The following is a 26,456-nucleotide window of genomic DNA, read 5'->3' as shown; positions in this document are numbered from 1 at the left end:
GACTGAAATACAGGCCATCAAGGACATCATGCCATGGCCGCGCATAGGGCCGAATTTCCGGCCAAGCTCCGTTTCCTGTTCGAGCCGGCGCGATATAAGGTTCTGTACGGCGGCCGCGGCGGCGCAAAAAGCTGGGGTGTCGCCAGGGCATTGCTGATACAGGCGGCTGCTACCCCCTTGCGCATCCTGTGTGCGAGAGAGTTCCAGAACTCTATCGTTGAATCTGTGCATCACCTCTTGCAGGCGCAGATCGAGGCAACTGGACTGGGGCCTTTTTATGAGGTGCAAAACAGCATGATTCGGGGGGCCAATGGCTCCGAATTCATATTTGCCGGGCTGCGCAATAATGTTACCAAAATCAAATCATTTGAGGGTGTTGATCGGGTTTGGGTTGAAGAGGCGCAGACGGTCGGCAAATCGAGCTGGGATACGCTTATTCCGACTATTCGTAAGGACGGATCGGAAATATGGGTTACTTACAACCCGGAACTGGAAACGGACGAGACGCATCAGCGATTTGTCATCACTCCTCCGCCTGGCGCCATCGTGGTGAAAATCAACTGGAATGACAACCCATGGTTTCCCGAAACCTTGCTTCGGGAAAAAGATGCGTTGAAAGTGCGCGATCCCGATGCTTATCAGAACGTTTGGGAAGGAAATTGCAGGCTGACGCTGGACGGCGCGATCTATGCGAAAGAACTCAGGCTTGCCCAGGAAGAAGGGCGCATCCGGAGCGTGCCCTACGACGCGGCAAAGCAGGTGCATACCTTCTTTGACCTGGGGTGGGCCGATAACACCAGCATATGGTTTGCCCAGGCGGTTGGGAACGAACTCAGGCTGATCGATTATTACAGCAGCAACCAGATGCCGATACAACATTACATCAGCGTGCTGCAAAACAAGGGATATCTATATGGTACTGATTGGTTGCCCCATGATGCGAAAGCCAAAACGCTGGCAACCGGCCGGAGCGTCGAGGAAATCATGCTCGCGGCCGGGCGCAAGGTGAGGATAGTGCCGAATCTGTCAGTTGCCGACGGAATCAATGCCGGGAGAACGATATTCAATCGTTGCTATTTCGACGAACAGAAATGTGCTGAAGGATTACAGAGCTTGAGGCGTTATCGATTCGATGTAGATCCTGAATCCAGGCAATTCAGCGGCAGGCCATTACACGACTACCACAGCCACGCCGCGGATGCGTTCAGGTATTTTGCTGTATCAGTGGAGGATGAGAAACCCGGTGCCAGCGCGCGCAGTGTCAGCATGAAGGGGTGGCGCGCATGATCGAACAGAAAATCACCTCGGATATATCGGTCGAGGCTTACGACAAGATCTGCCGCGATATCCGTCAGCAGCCGAAATGGCGGCTCGACTCAGACACTGATTGCGATTACTACGACGGCGCCCAGACAACCACGGAGGTGGTCCAGCGACTGAAGGAAGCGGGCATTCCGCCCCAGGACTCGAATCTGATCAAGCCAACGATCAATGCCGTGCTGGGTCTGGAAGCGCGTAGTCGCACCGACTATAAAGTCACCTCGGACGACGAGAGCCAGACCGAGATCGCAGAAGGCCTTTCCGCACGGATCAAGGAGGCGGAAACCGAGTCACGCGCCGACCGCGCAATGTCCGACGCCTATTCCAGCATGATTCGTGCCGGTATTGGCTGGGTTGAAGTGTCCCGCGAATTCGATCCACTGAAATATCCGTATCGCGTGCGGGAAGTGCACCGTAACGAGATCCACTGGGACTGGACAGCGAAGGAACCGGATTTATCCGACGCGCGCTATCTGAGGCGTGATAAATGGGTAGACCGTCTGCAAGCGTCATTAATGCTGCCGGATCAGGCCGAACTCATCCAGAACAGCTGGTGTGGATGGAACAACCTGGACGTCTATGATGGAACTGACACCGGTATGGCCAGAGCCTATGAGATCGAGCAGGCCTGGGATCAGGGCCAGCAGGATTATCTGAACCGGAATTCGGGCATGGTCAGGCTTTCCGAGTTGTGGTACCGGCATTTCGAGGAGGGGTATGTGCTGGCGTTGCCGGACGGTAAAGCCATCGAATACCGCGAGGAGAATCCGTACCATCAGATGGCGGTAGTACAAGGACGGGTACAGGTACAGAAATCGCTGCTCGCAAGGACGCGCGTCTCGATCTGGCTGGGGCCGCATAAATTGATGGATGTGCCAAGCCCGTTGCCGAATACGGATTTCCCTTATGTTCCGTTCTGGTGTTTTCGCAAAGACCGGAGCAGAGCGCCCTACGGGTTGATTCGCGACATGCGCGGGCCGCAGGATCAGATTATCGACCTGGATATTCTGCTCTATGAAGTTCTGAATTCGGTAAAAGTCGAAGTGGACAATGATGCGCTCGACCTCAGTCAGAATTCATACCATGAGGTTGCGCAGAATATCAGCAGCTTGCGATCGATGACTGTTCTGAACGCCCAGCGCCGGAACACCGCGGGATTCAAGGTAACGCGTGAGCACCAGCTTGCAGCGCAGGTGTTCCAGTTGATGCAGGAGCGCAAGCGGAGAATCGAGGAAGTCGGTGGCATATACCGGGCCATGCTGGGGGCGGATACGACGGCCACCAGCGGCGTCGCCATCAACAGTTTGGTAGAGCAGGGCTCGACCGTTCTGGCGGAGCCCAACGATAATTTTCGCTACGCTCGGCGAATGGTCGGGCAGCAGCTTCTGGCACTCATCAAGCAGGACATGCTGGGTAACGCAACCGCCGTGGCCGTCAAGCGTGGCGCGGGCCAGAAGATCGTGTACTTCAACCGCCAGGTAGTTACCGATGCCGGCCCGGTAGTGGAAAACGATATCGCAACCGCCCAGGTCAAGGTCGTGCTGGAAGATATACCTGCCACGCCCAGTTTTCGGGCGCAGCAATTGCGATCATTCAGCCAGATCGTACAGGCGGCTCCGCCAGCTTACCAGGCAGTGTTATATCCAGTAATGCTGGAACTGTCCGATGTACCTAACCGGCATGAACTGGCGGATCAGCTGCGAAAGGTCGGGGGCGTGGACGCAGCGGACCAAGGGACTCAGCTCATGCGGGAGCAGTTCCAGGCCGCAATGGAGCAACAGCAACTGGTTATGGCCGGATTGCGGGAGCAATTGGTCAAGGCGCAGCAGGCACTGGCTGACAAGTCGCGTGAATTGGACCTCAAAGTGCGGAACCTGGATATTGAAGAAGAGAAGTTTGAGGTGGATGCCCAGCTGAAGATCGAAGAATTACAGTTAAAGCCATACCGATACCGCATTTTAGTGAAGGAGAAAACATGATCAGGTTTTTAAATGATGAAACCGTTGCAGGACACCGGTTCGGAAAAGGCGCGATCGCGCGGTTCGACTCAGCAACGGAGGCGCAGCTTATTGCCGCGGCGGATGCGGAAAATTATCCAGTGGTCTTGCGGCCGGTTGAGATGCTTTCCGGGTCGGCTGTCGCGGTATCTTGCGCATCGACCGGTTTTGATGAAGTGCTTGCCTCGTTCACTATTGCTCCGGGGATAGTCGGAGTCAATAGTATCCTGCAGGTCGAGCCGTTATGGACGTTTACGAGTAGCGCGAATAACAAGATTGTGAAAGTCAGGCTCGGCGGCGCAACGGTTTACAATGCCGCACGCACCACTTCGGTGAAAGAGGCGCCGCTGATCGTGCTGGCGAACCGAAATTCGCTCATGTCGCAGATACAGCCATATGATTATGGCTATGGAGCGGCCGGAGCAGGAGTGCCCGCGACGTATGCGATAGATTTTTCCCGGCCGGTCGACGTCGAGATCACCGGTCAGCTTGCCAACAGTGGAGATAGCTTGAAGCTCGAATATTTCCGCGTCCTGCATTTCGTGGGGGCCTGATGACTACCTGGTACGTAAGACCGGATACGAGTCACTCGACCACGCGTAACGGCATGTCATACGCAACTGCCTGGGGCGGCTGGTCTGCAATCGTCTGGGGTGGCGCGGGAGTGATTGCTGGAGATACACTCTATGTCTGTGGAACACACGCTATCACATCCTCTATCGTCGTGGGCAATCATGGCGCAACAGTAAATAACAGAGTGACAATCAGCGGCGGCTATGCAGCGGATCGCGGCTCGATAATTGCCTCGGCAGACGGCGGGGTGTTTTTGCAGGTTCCTCGAAACTACACGAGTATTACCAACCTCACGATCACGGCCAAAAAGAGCTTTTGCATTTATCTATACGCTGCCGCCTCGATTACCGGCGTCACGATAGAAGGCTGTGTTCTCAACGGCGGCAGCGCTTCAATAATCAGCCTGGACTACACGAATAATGTAATCCATACCGATCTGACCATACGCAACAATGATTTTATTGGTGGGTTTGGTAGCAATCTCGGTTCAGCGATTAGCTGGATCGGAGCCGCGTCTGGCGCACCCCTCACGATGCTGAATCGGGTGAGTGTCATAAATAACCGCTTTATCGGGTGTTCCTCGGCAAGGGCGGTCATTGAAATGTGGATACAGCCTGGCGCTAATCTTGGTACGAAAATGACCGATATCGTTGCATCTGGAAATACATTCATCAGCTGCAGCGCAGTGGCGATGGAGATTTACTCAGAAATTTATGGGCGAAATAGCGGGATAAGGATAACCGACAACATCATACGTAATCAGAAAATGATGGGAACCCTGGGCGGGGGGTTCGCTATCGGCGGCTTCAGCCCATCGACGACAGATGGTTTTGGGGCAAACGTCATTGCCAGAAATAAAGGTTATGGGCTAAGCGGTGTTACCGGCATGATCAATGTGTTTTACGGAACTTACCGCGTATATGACAACGTTGGCGAGGATATAACCACCAGCACGATAGACGGAACCGGTATTCTCTTCGATCACAAGTGCGATAGCAGCGTTGCGTACGGGAACAAATTCTCCCGTCTGATGGGCGTGCCGGGTATCTATTATAGTGGTAACGGGATCACGATCCTCGATGCGACAAACATCGAAGTGTACGGAAATGTGATCGAGGATGCGTACTGCGGCATTCACTTCGGCAATAAGGAGGCCGGGCAGTCCTCGAACATTCATAACAACACGTTCATAAGGTGTTCCATGGCGGTAGATGTAAGCACGGCTGCTGATAAAACCAGCAATTTTGTTCGCAATAACATATTCACCGCCGCTGGCGCTGTTACCTCGGTGCGCGTTTTGGGCGGAATCTGGACAGGTGAATCGAATAACGCTTTTTCGGGCTTTGGAAGTTCGTTAGGACACACGATCAGCGCTACAAGCGTAACTGCCAATCCAGAGCTTGACGCCGATTACCGCCCTCGGTCCACTGCGCTTGTGCGTAAAGGGAGCTATCTGGGCGGCAGGGATTTCAACGGCAAGCATTTTTATAACCCTCCTAATATCGGCGCGGTGGATGATGTAACGGTGACGCCGCGCTATGCGCTGACGCAAAGCTGATATTCACATGGATCACCATACTGAGCCGCCTGGAGCGGCTTTTTTAATGGTTTCACGTAATACGCGCTAACGGCGATACCGTAGTTTTTATCAACCCTGCCCGAGTTTAGTATGGGCAGCCCGCTCACTGGGTCAAGCAGTTGGAGGAAAAGGTAATGGAAATGGATCAGCTTACGGATGAGCAAATTGCAAACCTTACGCCCGAACAGATCGAGATGCTGGAGAACGAACCAGGCCGTCTTGTTGAAATTCTGGGCGAACAAGCGGTAGCAGATGAGCCCAGGCAGGAAGAGGGAACAGGTGCGCCCGGTGGCAGAAGCGGCATCATGGGTGAAGATGAGCCCGTCGTTCTGAACAAGAGCGGCAAGGGAACCATTCCTTACGAGAAGCACAAGGAATTGCGTGTGGAAAACTCGGCGCTGCGCGAGCAACTGAAATCCGCGCAGATGGAAAACAGCAAGGTCGCCGAGAAGCTTGGGGCGCTTTTGAAGAAAAAAGATAACGCGACAGGTACAAGTACTGCGGTGGCGGACGATGCCATCGAAAAACACCTGGAGCTTATCAGGAGCGATATGCCCGAGCTGCACAAGGTAATCAGCGCGGTTCTTGAAGGAAGCCGGAAGCAAGGCGAGAAACTGGAAAAAACGCTCGAAGAACTGAAGCGCGAAAAGGAGGAGTCCGACCGTGCAGTCCAGTTGAGTATTCAGGAGCAGATCGCCGAAGCCAAGGAGAATACGCCTGACCTCGTCCATTGGGAAAGCAACGATCCACAAGCCTGGGATGAAGCCCTGAAGCAGGATGAGATTCTGAGAACCAGTATCCGATGGTCGGGAAGGCCTTATTCCGAACGGTTCGAGGAAGTCGTCCGCCGCGTCAGGGCAATCATGCCGGAGGCCTCCTTACCAACGAAGCATGCCGGCCACGAGCAAACGAAAGTCGATGCGAAAGCAAAGCTTGAGAGCGCTCCAGTACGAAAACCCACAACCCTGTCGGATATTCAGGGTGGTGCAAATCCGGCGTCCGAGCGAGAGCAGATCGACAACCTGAGCCCGCATGAACTGGCTCGCAAGTTGATGCAAATGCCATCGCAAAAAGCCGCCGCCCTGAGAGCCGAACTTGATTAAGGAATAATGAAATGGCTGAAACAAACGTAGCAAGCGGAAGCTCGGTTGCTGTAAAACATTATAGCGCCGCACTCTTCGCCAACACCCTGAAAGGGGCATCATCGATCGAAAATCTATCCGGACCAGTGGAGCCATCCGCCGCGATGGAAAAGATTGCGGGTCAAACCGAGCCCGGCATGCCCATTGTCCGCATCGACAATCTGATGAAAAGCGCAGGTGACATTGTCTCGCTGGATCTGGTCGATACCGTAAGCGGCGAGCCGTTGATGGGCGACGTTAACCGCGAGGGCAAGGGTGATCCCCTGTCGTTCTCTTCAATGGAAATCAAGATCAACCTTTCCAGCAAGGTGATCGATGCCGGTGGCAGCATGTCGCAGCAACGCACCAAGCACCAGTTGCGCGAAATTGCCCTGGCGCAATTGTCCGGCTACTTCCCGCGGCTGGATACCCAGGAGTCGCTGGTTCATCTGGCAGGCGCGCGTGGCTCGCAAACCGGAACAGACTGGACGATACCGCTTCAGACCAGCAACAAGTTTGCCGACATTATGGTTAACCCGGTGAAAGCGCCGACCTACAACCGGCATTTTGTGGTTAACGGGGCAAATTTGACAGCGGGCGGTCAACAGCTTGGCTCGATCGTCTCCACCGATATGCTGAAACTCTCGCATCTGGATGTATTGCGCAAGCGCCTGGACGACATGGATCAGCCCTTGCAATCGGTGAAGCTGCCAGGTGACCGCGCTGCACAGACCTCGAAAATGTGGATATTCCTTGCCACACCGAACCAGTACTCGGTACTGCTGACCGAAGGTTCACTACGCGCATTTCAACAGAACGCAATGAATCGCTCGGCCTATCTGGACACTCGCCATCCGCTTTTTGCCGGTGAAGTCGGCATGTGGAACGGCATATTGGTGATCAAGAATGAACGGGCAATTCGCTTCATGCCCGGCGAGAACACCAGTATCGTTACTGCCGGCAATGCGCCGACCGCTACCGAAACCAGCCAGGCCGTCAATGGTGGCCTCACCGCTGGTTATGCCGTGGAGCGCGGGTTGTTGCTCGGTGCTCAGGCACTGGGCGTCGCTTATGGCAAGACCAAGGTCAGCGGCATGCAGTTCGGCTGGAAGGAGCACTGGTACAACTTCGAAAGCAACCTGGAAGTCATGGGCGAGAAGGTGTGCGGAAAGAGCAAGGTGCGCTTTTCGGTCGATGATGGCACGGGTACCAAAGTGCCGACAGACTTCGGCGTCATCGCGGTCGATTCCGCGATACCGCTCTAACTCAGGCTTACGACTAGCGCAAGCGGTGCCATAGACCTGTATCCAATGATTGGAGAGGAACTCCAATTCCCGTTTCCGCGGGAACAACGATACCCTCCACGTGATACCGGCCTTATGAAGGCACCGCTTCAATCATTATTACAAAGGGGTTACGAATGGCTACTTTTAGTGCAGCAGATTTGAGCAGCAAAGCCCGGCATATGGGCGGCTATGGCAACACCGCTGTTGCCTGGGGTTCAGTGGCGCCTGTCGCAGGGGCCGCCGGCGATATCTACCGCCCGGTGATTATTCCGGCAGGCATAGAGGTAACCGATGTGGACATCGTGAACGACAAACTGGACAGCAACGCCGCCCCTGCAATCGCCTTTAAGGCAGGTTATGCGCCGGTCTACCCGGATGACGGCCCCGCTGCGAGCGATGCGTACTTCACGGCAGCCGGCAATACCGCGCTCCGTAATGCCGGGCGCGCTTCGCTGGCGTTCCAGCCAGTCAAATTCGAGAAACCGGTATATCTGACGATCACGCTTACCGCGTCGGCGGCATCGTTTGCTCCAGGCAAGGTAACGGCAATCGTCAAGGGCGATGGAGTAGGAGTGAAGTAGATATCAGGCAGCAGTAGGGGAGTAGGGGAGTAGGGGAGTAGGGGAGTAGGGGCGTGATTTTGGGCGGCTACCGCGAGGTGGCCGCCTTTTTTATGGAGCATTACATGCCGCATCTGAAATACATTGCCGCTACGGTTAAGACAGACAGCATCAACGGTGTCGGATTGAACTGGCAGCCGGGGCAGGTTCGTAGTGTCACCGCTGAAGTGGCCGAACGTCTGCTTGTCTTTACCGATACCTGGGAGATTGCCGGTGAAGCGAACGGAAGCAATGAACGCATCGGGCTCGCTGAGCAGCCACAAGCGATGGAAGAGCCGCTGCCCGTCATCGACTTCCATGCCATGGATAAAAATGCGCTGATCGAGTATGCCGAACGTCATTATAACGAACGTCTGGGTAAGCGTCAGAGTGAAGAAACGGTGCGACACAAGGTCATCGCCTTATTCTCCAGACATGAAATGGCCGACTGAGGGATGACGGATGACTTTCACCTACCAATCGGTTATCGATCTGGCGCGCATACCGCTCAATGATGAAGATAAAGCCAGATATTCAGACGCTACGTTATTGTCATTAGCCAACCAGGCAGTGCTACAAATCCTCAAGCGCCGGCCTGATTTGTTCGTGGGGCAGTTCGCCAACCTGCCGGATGGAGAGAGGATCTTGAGCGATGTCTTTCCAGTATCTGCCGCGTATGTGCAAACTGTTGCGGATTACGTCACGGCCAGAACGGAAATGACTGATGACGAGCACGCCAGTTCCGGTCGGGCTGCGGTGTTCGCCCAACTATTCAGCGCCGAGGCGCAATCATGAAACTGTGGCGTGATTTCTACGATTTGATGATGCCGGACGTGCCCGGTTGCCCATCCGCTGCTGCCGATAGCGCGTTGCGCCAATCCGCCATTGCGTCTTGCGAGCAATCTCTTGCGTGGCAAGGAACGCATCCTGATGTTCCGGTAGCGGCGGGCACGGCGGAATATGCTTTTACCCCACCAGCGGATGCAGTTGTACATGCAATTATCCATGCGGCACTGGATGGAGAAGAAATCGCATTGTATCCAGGTGAACCGGGTATGGGCAGCATAAACCGGCACGGGCGGAAGGGTATTCCGGCATACATTCTTGCCGGCGCCGCTTCCTTGATGTTTGTGCCGGCACCTGGCGCGCCCGGTACGCTGTCGATGACCGTTGCTTTCAAACCTTCACCGGTCAGCACGGGGATAGCTGATGGGCAATTCAACGAATACCGCGAAGCGATTGTCCACGGCGCACTGGTGCGGTTGATGCTGTCGCCCAAGAAGCCGTACTCAAGCACCCAACTTGCTCAATACCATCAGCAGCAATTCGCGGTAAAGACAGCGGCGGCAGGCCAGCGGGTGGCGAGAGGTTATACGCGCGCGCGGTTGCAAACCAGGATCATGGCCAGGGGCATAGAACCAGCCGTCAAATAATAAGGGTAAAGCATGGGACTCAAGTTCTCGAATTTCGGCAAGGCTATAGTCAGTTCTGCCCCAAGCGGGGCAGCGGGGTTGAGCTTCACGGTTGAGGCCGGGAAAGGGATTCTCTTCCCGGTGCTCGGCGCCGGCGATTATTTTTATGGCGTTTTCAAGGACGCCTCGGGCAATCGGGAAATCGTGAAGGTTGAGGCGCGCAGCGCAGATAGCCTTACGATCTCCATGGGCGGACGTGGGCTCGACGGTACCGCCGCAAGAACCTGGGCGGCCGGTGATTATTTTCTGGCCGGCGTGACCAACGTTGCCCTGCAAGAGTCACTTGCAAACGCGAATCTCATCGCACTGGGCGGATTGGCCGCATCCGCCGACAAGTTGCCGTATTTCACGGGGGCGGGTACGGCGGCACTGGCTGACCTGAGCCCGTTTGCCCGAACATTGCTGGATGATGCAGAGGCGGCGACGGCACGGGCAACATTGGGTATCCCCGCCGCGATTGGCGCGCTTATCCCATCCGGCACGGTCATGTCATTTTTTCAGCCCGTCGCCCCCGTTGGCTGGACGCAAATAACCACACATGACAATAAGGCCATACGGATAGTCAGCGGCCTCGGCGGGAACTCGGGCGGTTCAGTCACATTTACGACCGCCTTCGCGCCGCAAGCAGTTAACGGATCGAACAGTGCCACTACCCTTACCTTGGCCCAGATACCGTCTCATACACATGGTTTCAGCGTGTATGCCACATCGGGTGCGGGACCGAACCCTGGCGGCGGCGGTGGAGGGGTAGTAACGGGAACGCCAGTCACAGATAGCGGTACTGGCGGCGGAGGCTCTCACAATCACACTTTTACTGGCACAGCCATCAACCTGGCCGTGCAATATATCGACATGATCATAGCGAGTAGAGACTGATGGAAACCAGGGTCTCCGATTGCCCTCTGGGGGCGAAGTGCGAAGAGCTCAAAATCGAAGATGGGAAACCGATCCTGTACCGTTGCCCCTGGTATGTGCAGATTCGCGGCGTTGACACGAATACCGGACAGGAAAGCAGCACCTGGGGCTGCGCCATTGCATGGCTTCCCACCCTGACGATCAATGCGGCCAATGAATCGCGCAAGGGTGTGGCGGCCACCGAATCGTTTCGCAACGAAATGGTGAAGCAGGGAGCGCAGACACAGCAGGTGCTGCTGGTAGCGGCGCAATCGGCGAACAGGAAACCGGACATCAAACCATTGGAGCAAGCAGACATATGCGAGTAACAATTATGCGAGACGACGGCATCGTCGGAGTTGCCGGAATATTCATGCCGGTTGATTTGTCGACGCTACACGCAGGCATACGTGCCGTGCAGTGGAATGGCACAAGTGGGCATATAGAGTATGACGGCGCTGCAAACACGACCCTGGACAGCATAACGGATTTCAAGCCATTTATAGAGCGATGGACTACCGCTCAGTCGCAATCATCCATGCCGCCTGCTCCGCCTTCAGGCAACCAAACGAAAATGCCGGCGCTGGCACGCATCGATGCAGCCTATCAGGCCGCTGTCGATGTAACGAGAGCGGATTACCCGGCGGGCGAAGATGCATAACTCACCCGTAACGCAATTGATTGGATTCAGTTGATCAGATTCATCGGATATGACGCGGCTTTGCCGCGTTTTTTTTTGCTCCTCACCTGCATAGAACCACTTTGACCGCTTCGGATCACCTGGACCACTTTGCCTGTTTGTTCAGATTTATTTTTTTGGAGAATCCACCATGACCATGTTCCAGCGCAAGCGCATCAGAATCATCAAGGAAGAACTGGAAAAGCAGAATGCGGCGGTCGACGCAAGCGCTGACAAGCTGCTCGATAAACTGAAGGCATCCAAATGGACGGCAGCCGTGCTGTTGGGCGCCGCCCTGCTTGCAGTTGCAATCTTATGGATCCTGTCCTGATCATGGCGGATGACGACAGCGATCACAAGATGGAGCGACGGCGCGGGCCGTCCACCTCTACATTATCCTTTAGCGGGATTATTGCGGTGGCGGGTCTGCTCGCGTCGGGCGTCGCGACATACAACGCGGTGCAAAACGATATCGCAAGCTTGAAGCGGGGAGAACTCTATCAGGAAAGAACCAACGAGCGCCTGAGCGAAGAGCTCAAATCGGTACGGGTCGAGCAACGGGAAACGATGAAAGAGTTCAACGAGAAGCTCGACCGGATCATTGACCAGTGGGCACGCGGGAGGAAGCAATGAGATATCCGCTTGGAGCCCTGTTTCTGGCGTCATGTACCATGCTGGCGCCACTACCGGAAGAACATAAGATGATCGAAGAGCCCGCGTCCGTCATTCATCCCGAGCCGGAAAACTGGACGGGGGCGCGCAAGCCGAAACCCAGGACGTCGTCTTCACCCTCATCCTCATCCGAAATCGCGTCCTGCGCCACCCTGGATGCGGGCGACATGAAAGAGACGATAAAGGCGAAGCTCGACTGCATTACGGAAAATGCGAGATGACATCCGGTGCAATCGGCAAGAGTGCAGTAAAAATCCGAGGGATCGAGAAATGATTAAACCATCCACCGCGCAAGTCCGGTCTGCAATGGCTGTACTGGTGCTGACGGCGTCCACGCTCGTGGGGATCGCAGTGCATGAAGGCTACAAGGATGAGGCATATATTCCTGTGCCCGGCGATGTGCCGACTATCGGGTACGGCACGACTGCCGGGGTCAGGATGGGCGACAGGACCACGCCAGTGCGGTCACTGGTGCGGTTGCTTGACGAGATCGAGGGCGTCTATGCCGCGGGCGTTAAACGCTGCGTGACCGTACCGCTGTACCAGTATGAGTACGAGGCGTTCGTCAGGCTGGCTTATAGCATTGGCGTCCCGACCTTCTGCCGGAAAGCTTCGCCGGGAAAATCGCCTAACCTGATCGATTTGATCAACGCGGAAAAATATGCGGAAGCATGCGCACGTATAGAGGCGTTCAAGTACGGACCGGGCAGAAAAATATTGCCGGGCCTGGTAAAGAGGCGGGCCGAAGAGCGTGCAATATGCGAAGGAAAAAAATCAGGCCGGCAAAACGCAACATTATCCCAAAATTGAGGTTTTGCCAGAGTGAGCGCTTTCAGAATCACCGGATTTTCCGGACTGGTGCCAAGGCTGGCCAGGCAATTGCTTGGCGCCAGCCAGGCCCAGGTTGCGACCAACTGTAATTTGACAAGTGGCGATTTACGCCCGAGGAACGGCCCGCTTCTGGTATTTGCACCGGTCATCGCCAACGACATCGTTTCCATGTTTCGTATGGAGAAGGATGGAAATGAAAAATGGCTGGCATGGGACAAGGACGTGGATGTTGCCCGTTCTCCCGTCGCCGGGAATACATCGCGACGCTTCTACTATACCGGCGATGGTGAACCGCGTGCGTCGGAATATGACATGGCGACTGCGGGCACTGGTCCTTATCCATCGGGCTGCTATGTGCTGGGCGTGGCGCAACCGCTTAATCCGCCTGTTGTCATGGTCGCCGGTGGCGCGGGGTCGACGGTTACCCGTTCCTACGTTTATACCTTTGTCACGCAATGGGGCGAAGAATCCGCGCCGTCGCCGGCGTCGGCGGTAACGACCGGCAAGGATGACGATACCTGGGCGTTATCAGGCATGGATACCGCGCCGCCCAATACGGGCGCAATAACCGGCGCAGCGAAGGACATGCCGTTTGGGGGGCAGGTAGAGATCACGCTGGATACGGTGTATGGGCTCCGGGCACATGAGAAAATCAGGTTCACATCCGTGGAGGGCATGACGGATCTCAATGGCGAATTTGCGCTAGCGCATGTGGATCCGGTCACCAGCAAAGTCGTGATATCGCTTTCGACAACACAGGTTTACACCACCGGCGGGGCATGGGTACGGGTAGCGCGGCACAACACGAGCGGCATGACCAAGCGTATTTACCGTACGCTCACCACTTCAGGCGGCACGGCGTATCACTATGTCGTCACGATACCCGCAATTACCGCCTCGTATGAGGATTCAACCCGCGATGAGGAAGTCGCCCTGGGTGAGACGTTACCTTCCACAAACTGGAGTATGCCGCCTGCGGACATGAAGGGTATTACGATTCTTGCGAACGGGGTTGCCGCCGGTTTCGCCGGTAATGAAATCCTGTTCTCGGAACCATTCAAACCCTATGCCTGGCCCACCGCTTACCGCCAGACCTACGATCAGGACATCGTCGCGATTGCCGTTACCGGCACCACACTGGTCGGTATGACCGAAGGCAACCCATTTACCATCACCGGGGTTGATCCGGTAACGATGGGCGGCGGCATGGAGAAGCTGGGCGTGGCGTGGTCCTGCATGGCGAAGCGCGGCGTGGCGAGCTTCGCATTCGGCATAGGTTATCCCGCTCCGCAAGGCATGGTAGTGATTGGAGCGAATAGCGACATCGTTACCAAAGATCTGTTCACGCAAAGAGAATGGGCGGAACTGAACCCTGCCACATTCATCGGGACCTCTGCCGATAACCGCTATTACGCAGGTTATACCGCTAACGATAGTTCGCTCATGTTTGTGATCGACAAGGCCGAGAGCGCATCCTTTATCAAGGTGAATCAGAATATCACCGCAATATGGGCGGACCCGGCCACAGGCAAACTCTATGTGGCGGTGGACAGGAAAATCTACGAATGGGAAGGCGATGCCGGGGCCAAACTCACTTACGAGTGGAAAAGCCGGAAATTCATCACTGCGCCTCCCGTCAATTACGGAGCGGCGAAGATAGATGCTGACTTCGACATGCCGGAAATGGAGGCGGCATCCGCGCAGAGCTCCTACGATGCGGCCATCGCAGCAAACCAGGCATTGATTACCAACGGTATGATGAATGATGGATTAGCCGACTCCTGTCTCGCCGAATATGAGATTGGCGGCGATGCCATGCAGGATATTCCGCCGCTGGCCATCGATTCCCTGCAATTTCAGCTATGGGCCGATGGTGCGTTGAAATTCACCAGGCAGGTGCGTAACAGCCGCGCTTTCCGGCTTCCCACCGGATACAAATCCGATAACGTGGAGATTGTGTTATCCGGCAATGTGAAGGTTACCGGCGTGGTGCTGGCCGAGACAATGGATGGGTTAAAGCAGGCATAGCAAGTATTTATTTAAAACTTGACCCGCTCAGTTCGCCCAGTTCATCTGGACGTTTTTTTGTTTATGGAGTTTATGGAAAAAGGAGTATCGAGTGGCAAAATATGTTCATTCCGATGTGCTGGACGGCGGCCTCAACGCGATCAAAAATGGTGCAATCCGCATGCTTTTGCTCAAAACCTACATGCCAGCCGACAGCTACGCAACAGTAACCGGAAACGCGATTTGTGAAGTTACCATGGCCTCTGGCGACTACGCGCTAACCGGTGCCGATGGTGCGGCACGTATTTTGAGCGTTTCGGCCAAGAGCGGGATGGCTTTCGCCAACTCAGGCGCAACGCCGGATCTGCACATTGCTTTTACCGATAGCGTCAGCAAGGTTTTGCTGGTAACGGATGAAACCAGCGACCAGGTGATTACCAGCGGGAATACCATCAATTTCCCGAGCCTGACTTATACCAGTTCACAGCCTGCTTAAATCTATTGGACGAGGCTTTCCCGAAAAACTCTTGAGGAACAGATCATGGCAACCTTCACACAGACTCAAGGCGCTCGCAGCTCATCCGTACTCAATTTGGGAACGCTGCCGCACGCGACCTATATAACCTCGGCAGCAATTGACCTGGGTTCCGTTATTCCGCTGGACGTTACTTTGGAAATTGAATGCGACCCGAACGGAACCCCTGCCGGTAACAGGCAGCTCATCCTGTTCGCAAAGCTATCGCTGGACAATACCAATTTTGGCAGCGGGCCGGAAAGCGGCACAACATCCACAGAAGAAGCGGACTTGCATTGGATCGGTTCAATGCCCTGCAACGATACCAACATACACAGGAAATTCTTCAGCTTGCAAGGCCTGCCCGTTACACGCTATCTCAAGCTGGTCGTAAAAAACGATACCGGCGTGGCGCTCAGTTCCGGTAACGTTTACCGGGCAGACATTACCGGCCTTTCCACCTAGATCGCGTAAACATGTCCGTAATAATCCTGCCCAACCGACTTAACAAGCAGCCACAGTACGCTGCCCCGATCGACTACGCCGGGCTCGGCAAGGGCATACGCATACTGTGGAATCCAGCCGCTGGTCCCGTTGACCTCGCGACAGGCCGGGTATGGTCTACGGGCGGTAATGCGGCAATAGCGAGGGGTCGGAAGGGGCACGTATTCACGTTCGACGGGGCCGATGATTATTACGGTTATACCGGGTATCCGGAGATTACCGGCAATGTCGGCTCCTTCTTCATCTGGTGTCCCACCGTAGGGGCCGCCGACACCTATGGGCATGCTTTATTCGGTGCATCGTCTCCTGTCGCGTTCGCTCATCAGATCAATCCAGCCATGCAAGTGCATATTGGTTCCAGTCCGCCCAGCAACGGGACGCTGCCATCCTGGTTCAATACCAGAAACCGGAGCCTTGTTCTTGTGTCGGGCGGCACTGCGGCAACGTGCAGGGCTTTTCTCGACGGTAAAGACAGCGGGTTGACCTGGCCTGGCGCACCCGCCGCGTGGGGACCGGGGAACAAGAATTTCAACCTTGGGCGATATGTCGGCGGAACATCCTGGGATTTTGACGGGACAATACTTATCGCCGGGCATACCGAGAAAATCTGGGGCGACGCTGAATCAAGGGCGTTCCATGACAATCCGTGGCAGCTATTCAAGGTTTCCCCAAAAAAACTGTGGAAAAGCAGCGGTACGATACATTATTTGACTGCGGAAGCTCCAGTTCAGGCGAATTTCGGCGACATGCGAGCAGTAGCGCAGGATAACGCGCTGGTTGGGTCCGCATCGACGCAAAATGGTACGGGCAGCGCCGGGCCGCTAATTCAGGATCAGGCTCTTGCTGTTGCACCCGTCGCCCAGACCAGCACATCAAGTGCGGATGGGCCGATTACCCGGAATCAGGTTCTTGCCGTTGTATCGAACGCTCAGGTTAATTCATCCAATACCGGCGCGGTAACACAGGCATGGATGTTGATCGTGCCAGGGCAAACGCAGGGGCAGGCATGCTCCGTGCCAACGATAACCCAAACGCACATCATCGTTGCCACTGCGCCTACCCAGGAGAACAAAAGCACCACTGGCGTCCTACATATCGACAGTGGCAGCCTCGAAGCGGAATCGGCGGTCCAGAGAAACGCTGCCGGCGCCGCGATCATTATGCAGGCGCACATCCTCATTGTCTCCTTTCCCAGCCAGGGCAGCAAAGCCGGCACTGGTGCGGTCAGCGATGGGATTGTCGTCGAATCCGCGCTGAGTACCGGCGTGGCGCCAATGCTACGCATCAAGAAGCCGGGCATACCTGCTGGAACGCCGGAATGGCTGAAAACCATGATCGAGCTACTGACCGGGCGGCGGGGAAACAGAATCATGCCGCCGGCGTTTCGCGCGCTCACATTCTCTGCCGTGCCTACTCGAACGGAATGCGAGGCGCTCTATGCCTATACCAATGACGTCCGCATCGCGGTGGAACGCATCATTACCAGACTGGATAGCTGATGAATACAGAACTGATTGCTTTGCTCAAGGCAAACATGGGCTTGCCCTTGCTGCCCGGGTTGGCGGCGGATATTTGCATCGCCGCCAGCCGGATTGGAACGCTGGTACCGGCAAGCGTCATTGAACGGATAAAGCCTGAAAAACATGAAGATTTCATATTTTCCCCGGAGCGTATCGAAAATATTGGCGAGGAGATAAAGCCGCTGCACCGTGCACACTGGGATGAGACCGAGGCGCATCGGCATGGGCTGCCGTTCAACCCGGATTACGAAACCTTCATCCGCTATGAACGTGCCGGGCGGTATGTTCTTTTGACCCTGAGGCGCGGAGGAAGATTATTGGGTAACTGTGCCATGTACCTGGATAAGAGCGCACATACGCAAACCATCATTGCCACGGAAGACACGCTCTATTTGCTGCCCGAAGCGCGCAAGGGGAGGGTTGCCCGGTATTTTGTGGCATACGTGGAAAACGCGATGCGACTGATCGGCGCAAGCGAGATCAATATTACCGTGAAGACGACCAACAAGGCTGCGCGGTTCTTCCGTCTGCTCGGCTATCGCCATGTGGAAAATGGATTGAATAAAATACTGGAGGTTGAAAATGTGTAGCTCGAAACCGCCGAAACCCGATCCGCTGATCGGCCAGACGGCGAAACAGAATGCCGACATCGCGCAGCAACAGCTTGATGTGGCGAAACAACAGCTCGAGTGGGAAAGGGATAGGGCCAGCGTGCAAGACCCGTTGATTCAAAGGATTGTCGATCAGCAGATTGCAGCGGGCGATGCCAATGCCACCAGGGCGGAGTCACAATGGCAAATTTACCGCGATCTGTTCGCGCCCGTAGAGGAGCGCATGGTCAAGGATGCCAGTGAGTTCGACTCGCAAGCACGCAAAGACCGGATGGCGGCAGAGGCGGGTGGCGACGTCGTGCGTGGCTATCAGGCCGCGCGGGAAGCCAGCCAGCGCTCGATGGAGCGCATGGGCATCAACCCGAATTCGGGCAGGTTTCAGGCATTGGCGCTTGAAACCAGCCTGGGGTTGGCCAAAGATACGGCAGGCGCCATGAACAAGGCACGCCGGGATACCGAACTGCAGGGCCTGGCCATGCGGCAAGGCGCGGCGCAATTTGGCCGCAATATGCCCACCACAGGGATAGCGACGGATGCAGCCGCGTTGAACGCCGGTAACTCAGCCACGGGAAATCTTGCCACCCAGGCGGGGCTGCATAATGCCGGCCTGAGTGCCGCACAGAGCTGGTTCGGCGGAGCTACCGGGGCAAACAACTCAGCGGGCAACACAATGCTGAATCAGTACCAGGGTCAGCTTGGCGCATGGCAGCAACAGCAGCAAAACAAGGCGGCCGCGCTGGAAGGATTGGGGAGCCTGGTGGGAACGCTGGGGGGCGCTTATATGATGGGGCCAGGACTTCGCAAAGGCGGCATCATAAAAAACGGAACTCCTTATGGCCCGGGTTTGCTGAAGCGCAAAGGCTATTTGAAGGGCGGCATGATAAAAGGCCCGGGCACCGGCACGAGCGATTCCATCCAGGCAAGCATTGAAGGGATCAAGCCTATCCGTTTATCCAATGGCGAAGCAGTATTGAACAAGGAAGCCATAGCGCTGGTAGGGGAGGATTTTATCCATCGAATCAATAGCGGAAGCTTGGCTATGTTGAAGCGCAACCGCGCTGTCGATAAAAAAAACGGGGAGGTCGGGCATGATTAATGGACTGGGCGCATTTGCGGGCGGGCTCGCGAAAGGTTTGGGCGCCGGGCAGGATATCAATTTGCGGCGCCAATACATCAGCGAACAGAAAAAATCCGGTCTGCGCAAAACAGAATTGCATCAGGCGAAAATGGAAGAGGCTGGTTTCGACAGCGAAAAGCGGAACCGGCTGCGGAACGCCAACGATGAAATAGTTGCCGGCTGGCAGCATAATCAGCAGGTCCCAACTACTCAGCCGGCACAATCCGCAGCGCCGGGGCTGAGCGAGATATCGGTACAGATGCCTATGGTTGTCGATACAAGAGCTGCCGGGCTTTCCAGCATGAACAAGCCATTGGCGCAGCCAACGATGTCATCCGATGAAATGATCGGCATGCGCATGCTGACCAGCAATCTTCTGGAAGACCCGGATGAGCTGACACGGATAGCACGCATTTATGAGAAATATGGCCTTCTGGAAGAGATGACGCCCTGGATGAACCAGGTCTACGCAGCCAAGAAAAGCCGTATCCCTGATGCGTTGCATTTCTTATTGAATGGAGATTCGAAAGGCGCCAGGGAAATTTTGGAAAAAGGGGGCGTGAATCTTTTGGCTGATCCGGTGCAAGTTTATAATGAAGATACACTCGAACATGTCTGGAGATTCAATTTTTTGAAAGGTGCGCAAAAGGATATCGATCTAAAGAAGCTGGCTATCAAATTTTTTCCAGAAGTTTATTACGGCTTACAGACAGGAATTAAAAAGCCTAATAAGTAATATGTCGATTGCCCTCTCCAACAGCGTATTCGAAAAGGCATGCTGGGCTTGGTCGCATCTCGTGTATGTGAAGATATAAATTATGCTGGAACCGCATTTGATATCATTTATTGGTACCAACCATTCAAACTGGGCTTAAAACTTTGATAAGTACGCTTTGCTCTTAAAAAAACTCTCAAGTTGACACTCAGAGATTATGCGAGAGGTGTTATTTGTCAGTTTGAAATTACGTCTTGAGAATTCGCAGTAAAATATTCAATGGTCAGGATTCCTCAGTATCTTACTGATATCAATCCTGAGAAAATTATAGATTGTCGAACCGCATGCCGTGGTTTTTCGCCCAAACTCAACGTCGCAGATCTTTGAAGAAAGTTGCTAATCCATGCGCGTACCGATGATAACGTAATGCCATAAGCTCATGTAATGCAATTGGCACCCGGCGCCATCGGGACTCTGGTAGAGCAGCGCGAGTACTGAAGAAACGAAACGCCTCATCAAGACGATGAAGTTTTTGTTCTCCAGCAGAAAAGTGTTTCGTAGATTCCAGTAGGCGCCTGTGAGCCGATCCATAAAGTAAAGCCCGCGGCCCATACAATGCAGAACAGCTTTGGCCATGGTGGTCCCGGCGTATGCCAATCTGATTGGCACTATGCTGACGATAGGCAATCAGTGGGGTGGGCACTGCCTCCAGGTATGACGTAATACTGATAAGCAATGAAATCCAGGCGTCATGCCATATTATTTCCGGTATTGGTAGGACGAGGTTACGATAAGTGGACCGGAAAGCCATGGTTGCGCCGGTGGCCACAGGGTGTCTGAGTAGCACCCCGAGCGCATCTGATGCTGCAACCTGTGCCTGTTCCTTTGGACTGAACTTGGAGGCGCTCCATAGTCGTTTTGCGAGCGGGTGCAGATCCTGATCGACTACATCAGCCTCGGTAAATACTGCACCTATGCTTGGAACACTGTTAAAACGCTCCTCAATGACTGCTATCTTATCTGGATACCAAACATCATCTTGGTCGCAAAGAAAAATGATCTCTCCTCGGCATGCGCGGATCGCCATTTCGAAGTTGCGCGTTGAACCAAGTCGCTTATCGTTTGCCTGGATTCGCACAGGAAAGGGCGCATGCCGAGTAAAGTCGGCTATGATTTCCCGCGTCGCATCAACTGAGGCATCATCAGATATTACCAACTCGTCTGGCAGACGGGTTTGGCGCATAAGGCTATTAAGCTGCTCACTTATATAATGCTCCCCATTATAACTAGCTAGAGCGATAGACAGCTGTGGTTGTGCTTTCATCTGAAACAGTGCCGCATACTTTCGTCGTTGGGTTCACAGATCATCATTAGCTCCTCGCCTCGATCCAGTCCTACTTGGAGCAGCAATCATTCCACCCATTGAAGGACTCTTGACCAGCGACGCAATCCCAAAGGGTGGCGGATACCCCAAACATGCCGCTTAGTTCTCTGAATGTCACGGCTAGCCCGAAATAGTCCATCTGCATCGCGCACGGTCGAGGTAAGCCGCAATACTTTAAGGTCCGCCTCCTCGGCGGCTCGACGTAGTGAGATAGAGTTGAACAGGTGCAGATGACGCGGAGGATCTAGCGAAAGCCAGTGGTTACGAAACCACCCGTGACCCCAACTTGAGGTGTTTGGCGTAATGATGACGAGCTTGCCGTCGGATCTAAGAATTCGCCCACACTCACGCAGCAGACCTACAGGGTCATGTACGTGTTCGATGACGTGGCTGGAGACAACCGCATCGAAGGTTCGACCTGGAAAGCGTTGTTCCTCCAAGCTACCGAGGTGAATCGTTAGACCGCGCGCAGAAGCCACTTCGACCGCTCTTGGGTCCAGATCAAGCCCTTCCGCTTGCCAACCCAGCTTTCGTAGAAATTCCAGTTGGCGTCCGCTGCCGCAACCGATCTCCAGAAGCTTAGCGCCAGATCGAACCCGCAGATACATTGCGTTGAAGTCCAACTTTGATTTGAGTATTGGTTGAAAGTATGCAGATAGGCCAACCAGCTTCGCCAAAGACGACGCACCACTCACTGCACCATACTTGAGAGCCAGATATCCTGTGCTGCGCGCCGTAAAGAACGATCGCTTGAGTTGCCCCAAAATGCCACGACGCCTCTTCGGCTTTGGGATATTCTCATCTTCGTGCGTATAGTAGTTGAGGTAAGCTTTTCCGATATCTTCCTCCGTAGGCATGGGGTCTAACCAAATAAGGCCGCAACCTGATCCGGAGCATTGTTTGAGGCTCCAACGTCCAGTTGCATCGAAGAGGCGATCTTCCAAATCACGGTAAATTACTTCACCATGTCCGTTGCACAGACCGCACTTGGGTTGGGCCTTTGTGGCGATTGCATTGCATTGCATTGCATTTTTCATTGCCATTTCAAGTTTCCTAAAATAGCGATTTTTTTCGTTAGTTAATGGATCTTCAATCTATTAACAGCTGTGTATACCCTGACCCCGCGACGAATCATTAATCGTCCGACTGTTCAAGTTGGTTGTTGGCTGGCGCCGCGCATCCTTCCGTCAGTGCTTCACTCAACAAATTAAGCACTTCTTTAGCATATCTTTGTTGAGTAAAGCGGCCCGTCGCCCATATGTGCGCAGCCGTGCCCAACCTTGCTCCTTCCTCCGGGCTCTGATACAGGTGCTGAATTTTGTCGGCAAGCTCGACGTGATCGCCTGCTTCGTACAGGAGTCCCGTTTTCCCGTTATGGATCAATTCGGTGGTACCGCCGCTATTGGCTGTAGCGATAATGGGCTTACCCGTAAGCATGGCTTCCACCGTTGCTCGTCCGAAAGCTTCCCAGCGAGAGCAAACCAGCACAACATCCGCCATTCGAATATAGGGTATAGGATTTTCCACATATCCGATAAATCTGACTCGCTGTTCCAAATTGAAATCTCTGGCTTGCTGAGCTAGGGCTTTGCGAAATCGCCTACCACTACCTCCGATGAGAAGCAGTTCAGCGTCGATTCCCCGGCGTACTACCTCGGCCAATGCACGGATGGCTTCGTCCTGGCCTTTCGCAATGTGCAGCGAACCAACGATGACACACGTAAAACATGATCTATCAGTAGTATGATCACCTCGCGAACTTTCGGTCTCGTTAGGTAATGTCACCGCCTGATAAATTACCTTCATTTTATCCCGGTTAATGTATCGAGCATAATCATTAACCACTGCGTAGGAGTTAGCGATAAAAATTGTGGAAAGCCGGTCCATCATGTGTGCCGTGCGGCGCTTGCCCAAGTCAAATAACAGATTGGGATCGCGGTACCCGAACTCGTGCAGGTGCCAGACGTGCGGACGCTTCGCCAATCGCGCCGCCAGCGCACCGGCTCCAGCAGCCACCGTATTAGAGTAAACCAGGTCACATTCCCATTTTGCAATGATTTTTGCCATTGGAACCGCCAGTAATAACGTCCTTACCGTGCGGAGAATACGACCTGGCATCCATCGTCGTCGTACGCGAGTCACCCACCATGGAGGGTAACCAATGATTTTCCACTCGATATGCAATTGGTCGAGAGCTGCCAACAAGGGACCTTTCTTTGGAACCAGCACCTTGCAATCGACGCCTTCTACGATCAGCCCTTGTAACAGTTCCAGCAGAGCGAACTCAGCTCCGCCCTTGCCGGCCGAATGAGACACGAAGCACACGCGCACTTAGTACTCCTATAGCGGTTGCTGCCTGTTAGAGAACTGTTCCACTCATCTTTTTAGGAATGGCTGGGACAAGGAACAGCCAAAATGCTTCCCGAAGGAAAGCAAGAGAAGTGTTATTAACAAATGGACATGGGGTAACGCATGAAGAACTATAGGCGGGGATCACCAATGAATTTTCTGTCAGTTACACCATTGTAATCCCGCGCTGCCTAGCGCAACAGATCCTTGCAAAAGGTGGTCAATCCATGCGCGTAACTATGATAGCGTAATGCCAGGAGTTCATGCAGGGCAACCGGCAAGCGGCGCCAGCGGGGCTGGGGTAGCGCTGCGCTGGCCCGCAAAAAAACCAGTTTTTCCTCGAAACGGTGAATCGTCTGCTCGCTCACGCGAAAGCGTTCTGCGGACTCTTCAAGACGCTTGCGAATAGCCTCAAAGAGCAAAACCCGCGGCCCATAGATTGCCGCACAGCTTTTGCCGCGGTTTCGCCCGGCGCGCGGTATGCCGAGCTGATTTTGGCCATGCTGGCGATAGGCAATCAACTGCACCGGTAACGCGTCCAGATGCGATGTGGCGCCCATCAGCAAAGCGATCCAGGCATCATGCCAGGTTTTCGGTATGGGCAGCACCAGATCACGATAGCTGGAGCGGAAGGCCATGGTGGCGCCCGTCACCACGGGTTGCTTGAGCAGCACCCCGAGCGCATCGTTGGCCATAAAGCGCGCCTGTTTATCGGGACCAAATTTATAGATTTGCCATAGCCGTCGCCCGATCGGATGCAAATTCTCGTCGACGACGTCGGCATCTGTGAATACAACGCCTGCATCCGGATTATTGATGAAACGCTCTTCGACGAGGCTGATTTTATCTGGATACCAGACATCGTCCTGGTCGCATAGAAAGATGATGTCGCCCTTGCACGCACGGATGGCAATCTCGAAATTGCGGGTGGAACCGGCACGTTCGCTATTTTGAAGGACCCTTACGGGAAATGGTGCTCGCCGCGCGAAATCCAGCGCGATTGCCGGGGTGGCATCACTGGAGGCATCGTCAGAGATAATCAGCTCATCCGGCAGCCGGGTTTGGCGTGCAATGCTGTCGAGCTGCTCTGCGATATAGCGCTCGCCATTATAGCTTGCCAGCGCAATGGATAATGAGAGCCGTGTCTTCATGTTACTGCCATCGGAGGATGCGACATGACGGATGTGCCATTTTGAAGGCAATTATCCCAGAAAACCCTGCTGCTCGTTTACCGAAGTTCTTTTGCTTGAGTGAAGCCGGCTGTATACGCTGTATGCCAACCGATACCTATAGCGGTAATGATGAGAAGCAGGTAAAAAGTTTGCCTGAAGAAAACGAGGTTGTCCGTCAGACCCGATAAAAAGACAAAAGACACCAGCGCGGTTCCCAGGATCTTCAACTGATGTGCTTTGAACGTTTGGAACCAGCTCCACAAGAAATACGCATAAGCCATTAGACCCAACGCGCCGATCTGCATGCCGATCTCGATCCAGTCATTATGATAATGATAGGTGGTTGGAATGAAGTTTGGCAACTCCTTGTAGAGGCCGCCCTTGTATGTCTCGATAGTTCGGTCGAAATAGCTCGCAGCCATCCCGGTGCCATGGCCGAAAAAAGGGCTTTTGGCGATACCGTGCAAGCCTACATCCCATATTGCGATGCGATATCCCAGGCTGGTGTCATATCGTCCCTGCGTGGACATTTCCATGTCATGCCGGGCTTGAACCAGTCTTTCCTGAAAGTTTGTACTGCTGGATGCGAAAACACCGAGGATAATCGTCAACGATGCCATCAGTGCGAAAAGCGTCCGGATTTCTTTTTTATGAAGCAGCAGCAATAAAAATGCGGATGAGATGAGCGTGGCTGCAAGAATGCCGCGCGCATTCTGATTGAATTGAAGAAAGAGTAAAAAAACTGCAAGACACCACAAAATTGTTTTAGCTTTTTTGTTTCTGTTCATACCGGCAAAGTAGAGCGACAGTATGGCCCCTATCCCCAACATCGAAGAAAAATGCAGGTAAGGCATGCCAAGAGGTGGAATGCCTTGAACGCCCAGGACTACCCATTGATAAACCCCCATGACCAGCGCTCCCAGGTAACCGATGAGCAGGCCACCTATCGCCCATGGTAACCGCGCCTTATTCAGAAGGCCCAGATAAGGAATAAAAACGAGGAAAGCGAAGTACCTTCGCCAGACCTTGAAGCCAAGTGTGGGGGAATCGCTCCAGAGAATGCCAAGAGCGAGGACAAGACACAAAAGAAGCAGGGCGCCAACCAATGGCTCGTAAATTATCTCTCCAAAACGGCGCATGCCTCCGTCGAGAACCCAGGCAACTGGCAAGAGATAGTAGGCATAAAAACTCAACCCCTTGTACCACAGCGCGACACCGAAAAAGAGGAGAGCAAACTTCGCCAGCGCATCGCGCCAGGTGAGGACGCTTTGCATGAGGCCGGGCGGACTGGTAAATGTCGGCACGCTTTGGAATATGTTCGTTATAGAACGGCTATATTAACTGGTATGAGCGGATGGCTCCAACCATCAAGTCTGCTGCTATGTGCGGTACGCGCGGGAAAGTTTTACGCCATTGGGCCCGTTCGCGATTATCCGGATTTCACCAACCTGGTTGTCACTTTGTTTTCAATGCCGTTATTCCGGTGCATTTATAATGATAATGGACCTGTTCGAGCGCTTCTTCGTGCGTTACCGTACAG

Annotated in this window: 29 protein-coding genes; 24 read left to right on the top strand and 5 right to left on the bottom strand. The window is 54.3% G+C overall.

The window, feature by feature from the left end:
* The first annotated feature begins 33 nt into the window (after nucleotides 1-33).
* The 24 genes from KJS40_RS07545 (at nucleotide 34) to KJS40_RS07430 (ending at nucleotide 20,032) form a co-directional block, all read left to right on the top strand.
* Nucleotides 34-1,287, top strand: a complete 1,254-nt coding sequence (locus KJS40_RS07545; protein WP_213536958.1) for a PBSX family phage terminase large subunit — start codon at nucleotides 34-36, stop codon at nucleotides 1,285-1,287.
* Nucleotides 1,284-3,299, top strand: a complete 2,016-nt coding sequence (locus tag KJS40_RS07540; RefSeq protein WP_213536957.1) for a phage portal protein — start codon at nucleotides 1,284-1,286, stop codon at nucleotides 3,297-3,299. Before KJS40_RS07545 ends, KJS40_RS07540 begins: the two co-directional genes overlap by 4 nt.
* Nucleotides 3,296-3,871: a hypothetical protein gene (locus KJS40_RS07535; RefSeq protein WP_213536956.1), complete on the top strand. Its 576-nt coding sequence runs from the start codon at nucleotides 3,296-3,298 to the stop codon at nucleotides 3,869-3,871. Before KJS40_RS07540 ends, KJS40_RS07535 begins: the two co-directional genes overlap by 4 nt.
* Before the next feature lie 53 nt (nucleotides 3,872-3,924).
* The gene (locus KJS40_RS07530; RefSeq protein WP_213536955.1) at nucleotides 3,925-5,448 is read left to right on the top strand and encodes a NosD domain-containing protein; all 1,524 of its coding nucleotides are present in this window, start codon (nucleotides 3,925-3,927) and stop codon (nucleotides 5,446-5,448) included.
* 155 nt (nucleotides 5,449-5,603) lie between these two features.
* Complete coding sequence (locus KJS40_RS07525; RefSeq protein ID WP_213536954.1) at nucleotides 5,604-6,572, top strand: hypothetical protein; 969 nt, start codon at nucleotides 5,604-5,606, stop codon at nucleotides 6,570-6,572.
* 11 nt (nucleotides 6,573-6,583) lie between these two features.
* Nucleotides 6,584-7,855, top strand: coding sequence for a DUF4043 family protein (locus tag KJS40_RS07520; RefSeq protein WP_213536953.1), 1,272 nt, complete (start codon nucleotides 6,584-6,586; stop codon nucleotides 7,853-7,855).
* Nucleotides 7,856-8,010: 155 nt separating this feature from the next.
* Entirely contained in the window at nucleotides 8,011-8,457 is a 447-nt protein-coding gene (locus tag KJS40_RS07515) for a hypothetical protein (RefSeq protein WP_213536952.1), read from the top strand.
* A gap of 53 nt (nucleotides 8,458-8,510) precedes the next feature.
* Nucleotides 8,511-8,927 (top strand): hypothetical protein, encoded by a 417-nt coding sequence (locus KJS40_RS07510; protein ID WP_244859487.1) that lies wholly within the window; start codon nucleotides 8,511-8,513, stop codon nucleotides 8,925-8,927.
* 10 nt (nucleotides 8,928-8,937) lie between these two features.
* On the top strand, nucleotides 8,938-9,270 hold the full coding sequence (locus tag KJS40_RS07505; protein WP_213536951.1) for a DUF6682 family protein: 333 nt from the start codon (nucleotides 8,938-8,940) through the stop codon (nucleotides 9,268-9,270).
* A complete protein-coding gene (locus KJS40_RS07500; RefSeq protein ID WP_213536950.1) occupies nucleotides 9,267-9,908 on the top strand; it encodes a hypothetical protein in 642 nt (213 codons plus the stop codon). Before KJS40_RS07505 ends, KJS40_RS07500 begins: the two co-directional genes overlap by 4 nt.
* Before the next feature lie 12 nt (nucleotides 9,909-9,920).
* Nucleotides 9,921-10,823, top strand: a complete 903-nt coding sequence (locus KJS40_RS07495) for a hypothetical protein (protein ID WP_213536949.1) — start codon at nucleotides 9,921-9,923, stop codon at nucleotides 10,821-10,823.
* Nucleotides 10,823-11,170: a hypothetical protein gene (locus KJS40_RS07490; protein ID WP_213536948.1), complete on the top strand. Its 348-nt coding sequence runs from the start codon at nucleotides 10,823-10,825 to the stop codon at nucleotides 11,168-11,170. Before KJS40_RS07495 ends, KJS40_RS07490 begins: the two co-directional genes overlap by 1 nt.
* On the top strand, nucleotides 11,161-11,502 hold the full coding sequence (locus tag KJS40_RS07485; RefSeq protein ID WP_213536947.1) for a hypothetical protein: 342 nt from the start codon (nucleotides 11,161-11,163) through the stop codon (nucleotides 11,500-11,502). The genes KJS40_RS07490 and KJS40_RS07485 overlap by 10 nt, the downstream gene beginning before the upstream one ends.
* A gap of 169 nt (nucleotides 11,503-11,671) precedes the next feature.
* Nucleotides 11,672-11,851 (top strand): hypothetical protein, encoded by a 180-nt coding sequence (locus tag KJS40_RS07480; protein ID WP_090459777.1) that lies wholly within the window; start codon nucleotides 11,672-11,674, stop codon nucleotides 11,849-11,851.
* Nucleotides 11,836-12,153 (top strand): hypothetical protein, encoded by a 318-nt coding sequence (locus KJS40_RS07475; RefSeq protein WP_244859486.1) that lies wholly within the window; start codon nucleotides 11,836-11,838, stop codon nucleotides 12,151-12,153. Before KJS40_RS07480 ends, KJS40_RS07475 begins: the two co-directional genes overlap by 16 nt.
* On the top strand, nucleotides 12,150-12,413 hold the full coding sequence (locus KJS40_RS07470; protein ID WP_213536946.1) for a hypothetical protein: 264 nt from the start codon (nucleotides 12,150-12,152) through the stop codon (nucleotides 12,411-12,413). The genes KJS40_RS07475 and KJS40_RS07470 overlap by 4 nt, the downstream gene beginning before the upstream one ends.
* Nucleotides 12,414-12,462: 49 nt before the next feature.
* Complete coding sequence (locus KJS40_RS07465; protein ID WP_213536945.1) at nucleotides 12,463-13,002, top strand: glycoside hydrolase family 24; 540 nt, start codon at nucleotides 12,463-12,465, stop codon at nucleotides 13,000-13,002.
* A 12-nt stretch (nucleotides 13,003-13,014) separates the two neighbouring features.
* On the top strand, nucleotides 13,015-15,051 hold the full coding sequence (locus tag KJS40_RS07460) for a hypothetical protein (RefSeq protein WP_213536944.1): 2,037 nt from the start codon (nucleotides 13,015-13,017) through the stop codon (nucleotides 15,049-15,051).
* A 91-nt stretch (nucleotides 15,052-15,142) separates the two neighbouring features.
* The gene (locus KJS40_RS07455) at nucleotides 15,143-15,526 is read left to right on the top strand and encodes a hypothetical protein (protein WP_213536943.1); all 384 of its coding nucleotides are present in this window, start codon (nucleotides 15,143-15,145) and stop codon (nucleotides 15,524-15,526) included.
* 45 nt (nucleotides 15,527-15,571) lie between these two features.
* Nucleotides 15,572-16,009 (top strand): hypothetical protein, encoded by a 438-nt coding sequence (locus KJS40_RS07450; RefSeq protein ID WP_213536942.1) that lies wholly within the window; start codon nucleotides 15,572-15,574, stop codon nucleotides 16,007-16,009.
* An 11-nt stretch (nucleotides 16,010-16,020) separates the two neighbouring features.
* Nucleotides 16,021-17,547: a hypothetical protein gene (locus KJS40_RS07445; protein WP_213536941.1), complete on the top strand. Its 1,527-nt coding sequence runs from the start codon at nucleotides 16,021-16,023 to the stop codon at nucleotides 17,545-17,547.
* Nucleotides 17,547-18,158: a GNAT family N-acetyltransferase gene (locus tag KJS40_RS07440; RefSeq protein ID WP_213536940.1), complete on the top strand. Its 612-nt coding sequence runs from the start codon at nucleotides 17,547-17,549 to the stop codon at nucleotides 18,156-18,158. Before KJS40_RS07445 ends, KJS40_RS07440 begins: the two co-directional genes overlap by 1 nt.
* Nucleotides 18,151-19,275: a hypothetical protein gene (locus KJS40_RS07435; protein ID WP_213536939.1), complete on the top strand. Its 1,125-nt coding sequence runs from the start codon at nucleotides 18,151-18,153 to the stop codon at nucleotides 19,273-19,275. Before KJS40_RS07440 ends, KJS40_RS07435 begins: the two co-directional genes overlap by 8 nt.
* Nucleotides 19,268-20,032, top strand: coding sequence for a hypothetical protein (locus tag KJS40_RS07430; RefSeq protein ID WP_213536938.1), 765 nt, complete (start codon nucleotides 19,268-19,270; stop codon nucleotides 20,030-20,032). Before KJS40_RS07435 ends, KJS40_RS07430 begins: the two co-directional genes overlap by 8 nt.
* A 346-nt stretch (nucleotides 20,033-20,378) precedes the next feature.
* Here the strand turns inward: KJS40_RS07430 and KJS40_RS07425 are convergent, their stop codons facing one another.
* The 5 genes from KJS40_RS07425 to KJS40_RS07405 all read right to left on the bottom strand — a co-directional run bounded on the left by KJS40_RS07425 (nucleotide 20,379) and on the right by KJS40_RS07405 (nucleotide 26,220).
* Nucleotides 20,379-21,335 (bottom strand): glycosyltransferase family 2 protein, encoded by a 957-nt coding sequence (locus KJS40_RS07425; protein WP_213536937.1) that lies wholly within the window; start codon nucleotides 21,333-21,335, stop codon nucleotides 20,379-20,381.
* Nucleotides 21,336-21,421: 86 nt separating this feature from the next.
* Complete coding sequence (locus KJS40_RS07420) at nucleotides 21,422-22,438, bottom strand: class I SAM-dependent methyltransferase (RefSeq protein WP_213536936.1); 1,017 nt, start codon at nucleotides 22,436-22,438, stop codon at nucleotides 21,422-21,424.
* Nucleotides 22,439-22,529: 91 nt separating this feature from the next.
* The gene (locus KJS40_RS07415) at nucleotides 22,530-23,726 is read right to left on the bottom strand and encodes a glycosyltransferase family 4 protein (RefSeq protein ID WP_213536935.1); all 1,197 of its coding nucleotides are present in this window, start codon (nucleotides 23,724-23,726) and stop codon (nucleotides 22,530-22,532) included.
* 209 nt (nucleotides 23,727-23,935) lie between these two features.
* A complete protein-coding gene (locus KJS40_RS07410; RefSeq protein ID WP_213536934.1) occupies nucleotides 23,936-24,895 on the bottom strand; it encodes a glycosyltransferase family 2 protein in 960 nt (319 codons plus the stop codon).
* A gap of 77 nt (nucleotides 24,896-24,972) precedes the next feature.
* Complete coding sequence (locus KJS40_RS07405; protein ID WP_244859485.1) at nucleotides 24,973-26,220, bottom strand: O-antigen ligase family protein; 1,248 nt, start codon at nucleotides 26,218-26,220, stop codon at nucleotides 24,973-24,975.
* Nucleotides 26,221-26,456 lie beyond the last annotated feature (236 nt).

The organism is Nitrosospira sp. NRS527 (assembly GCF_018406445.1).
Classification (GTDB): domain Bacteria; phylum Pseudomonadota; class Gammaproteobacteria; order Burkholderiales; family Nitrosomonadaceae; genus Nitrosospira; species Nitrosospira briensis.
Note: the sequence above shows the minus strand (reverse complement) of the source record. Positions and strands in the feature narration are given on the sequence as shown.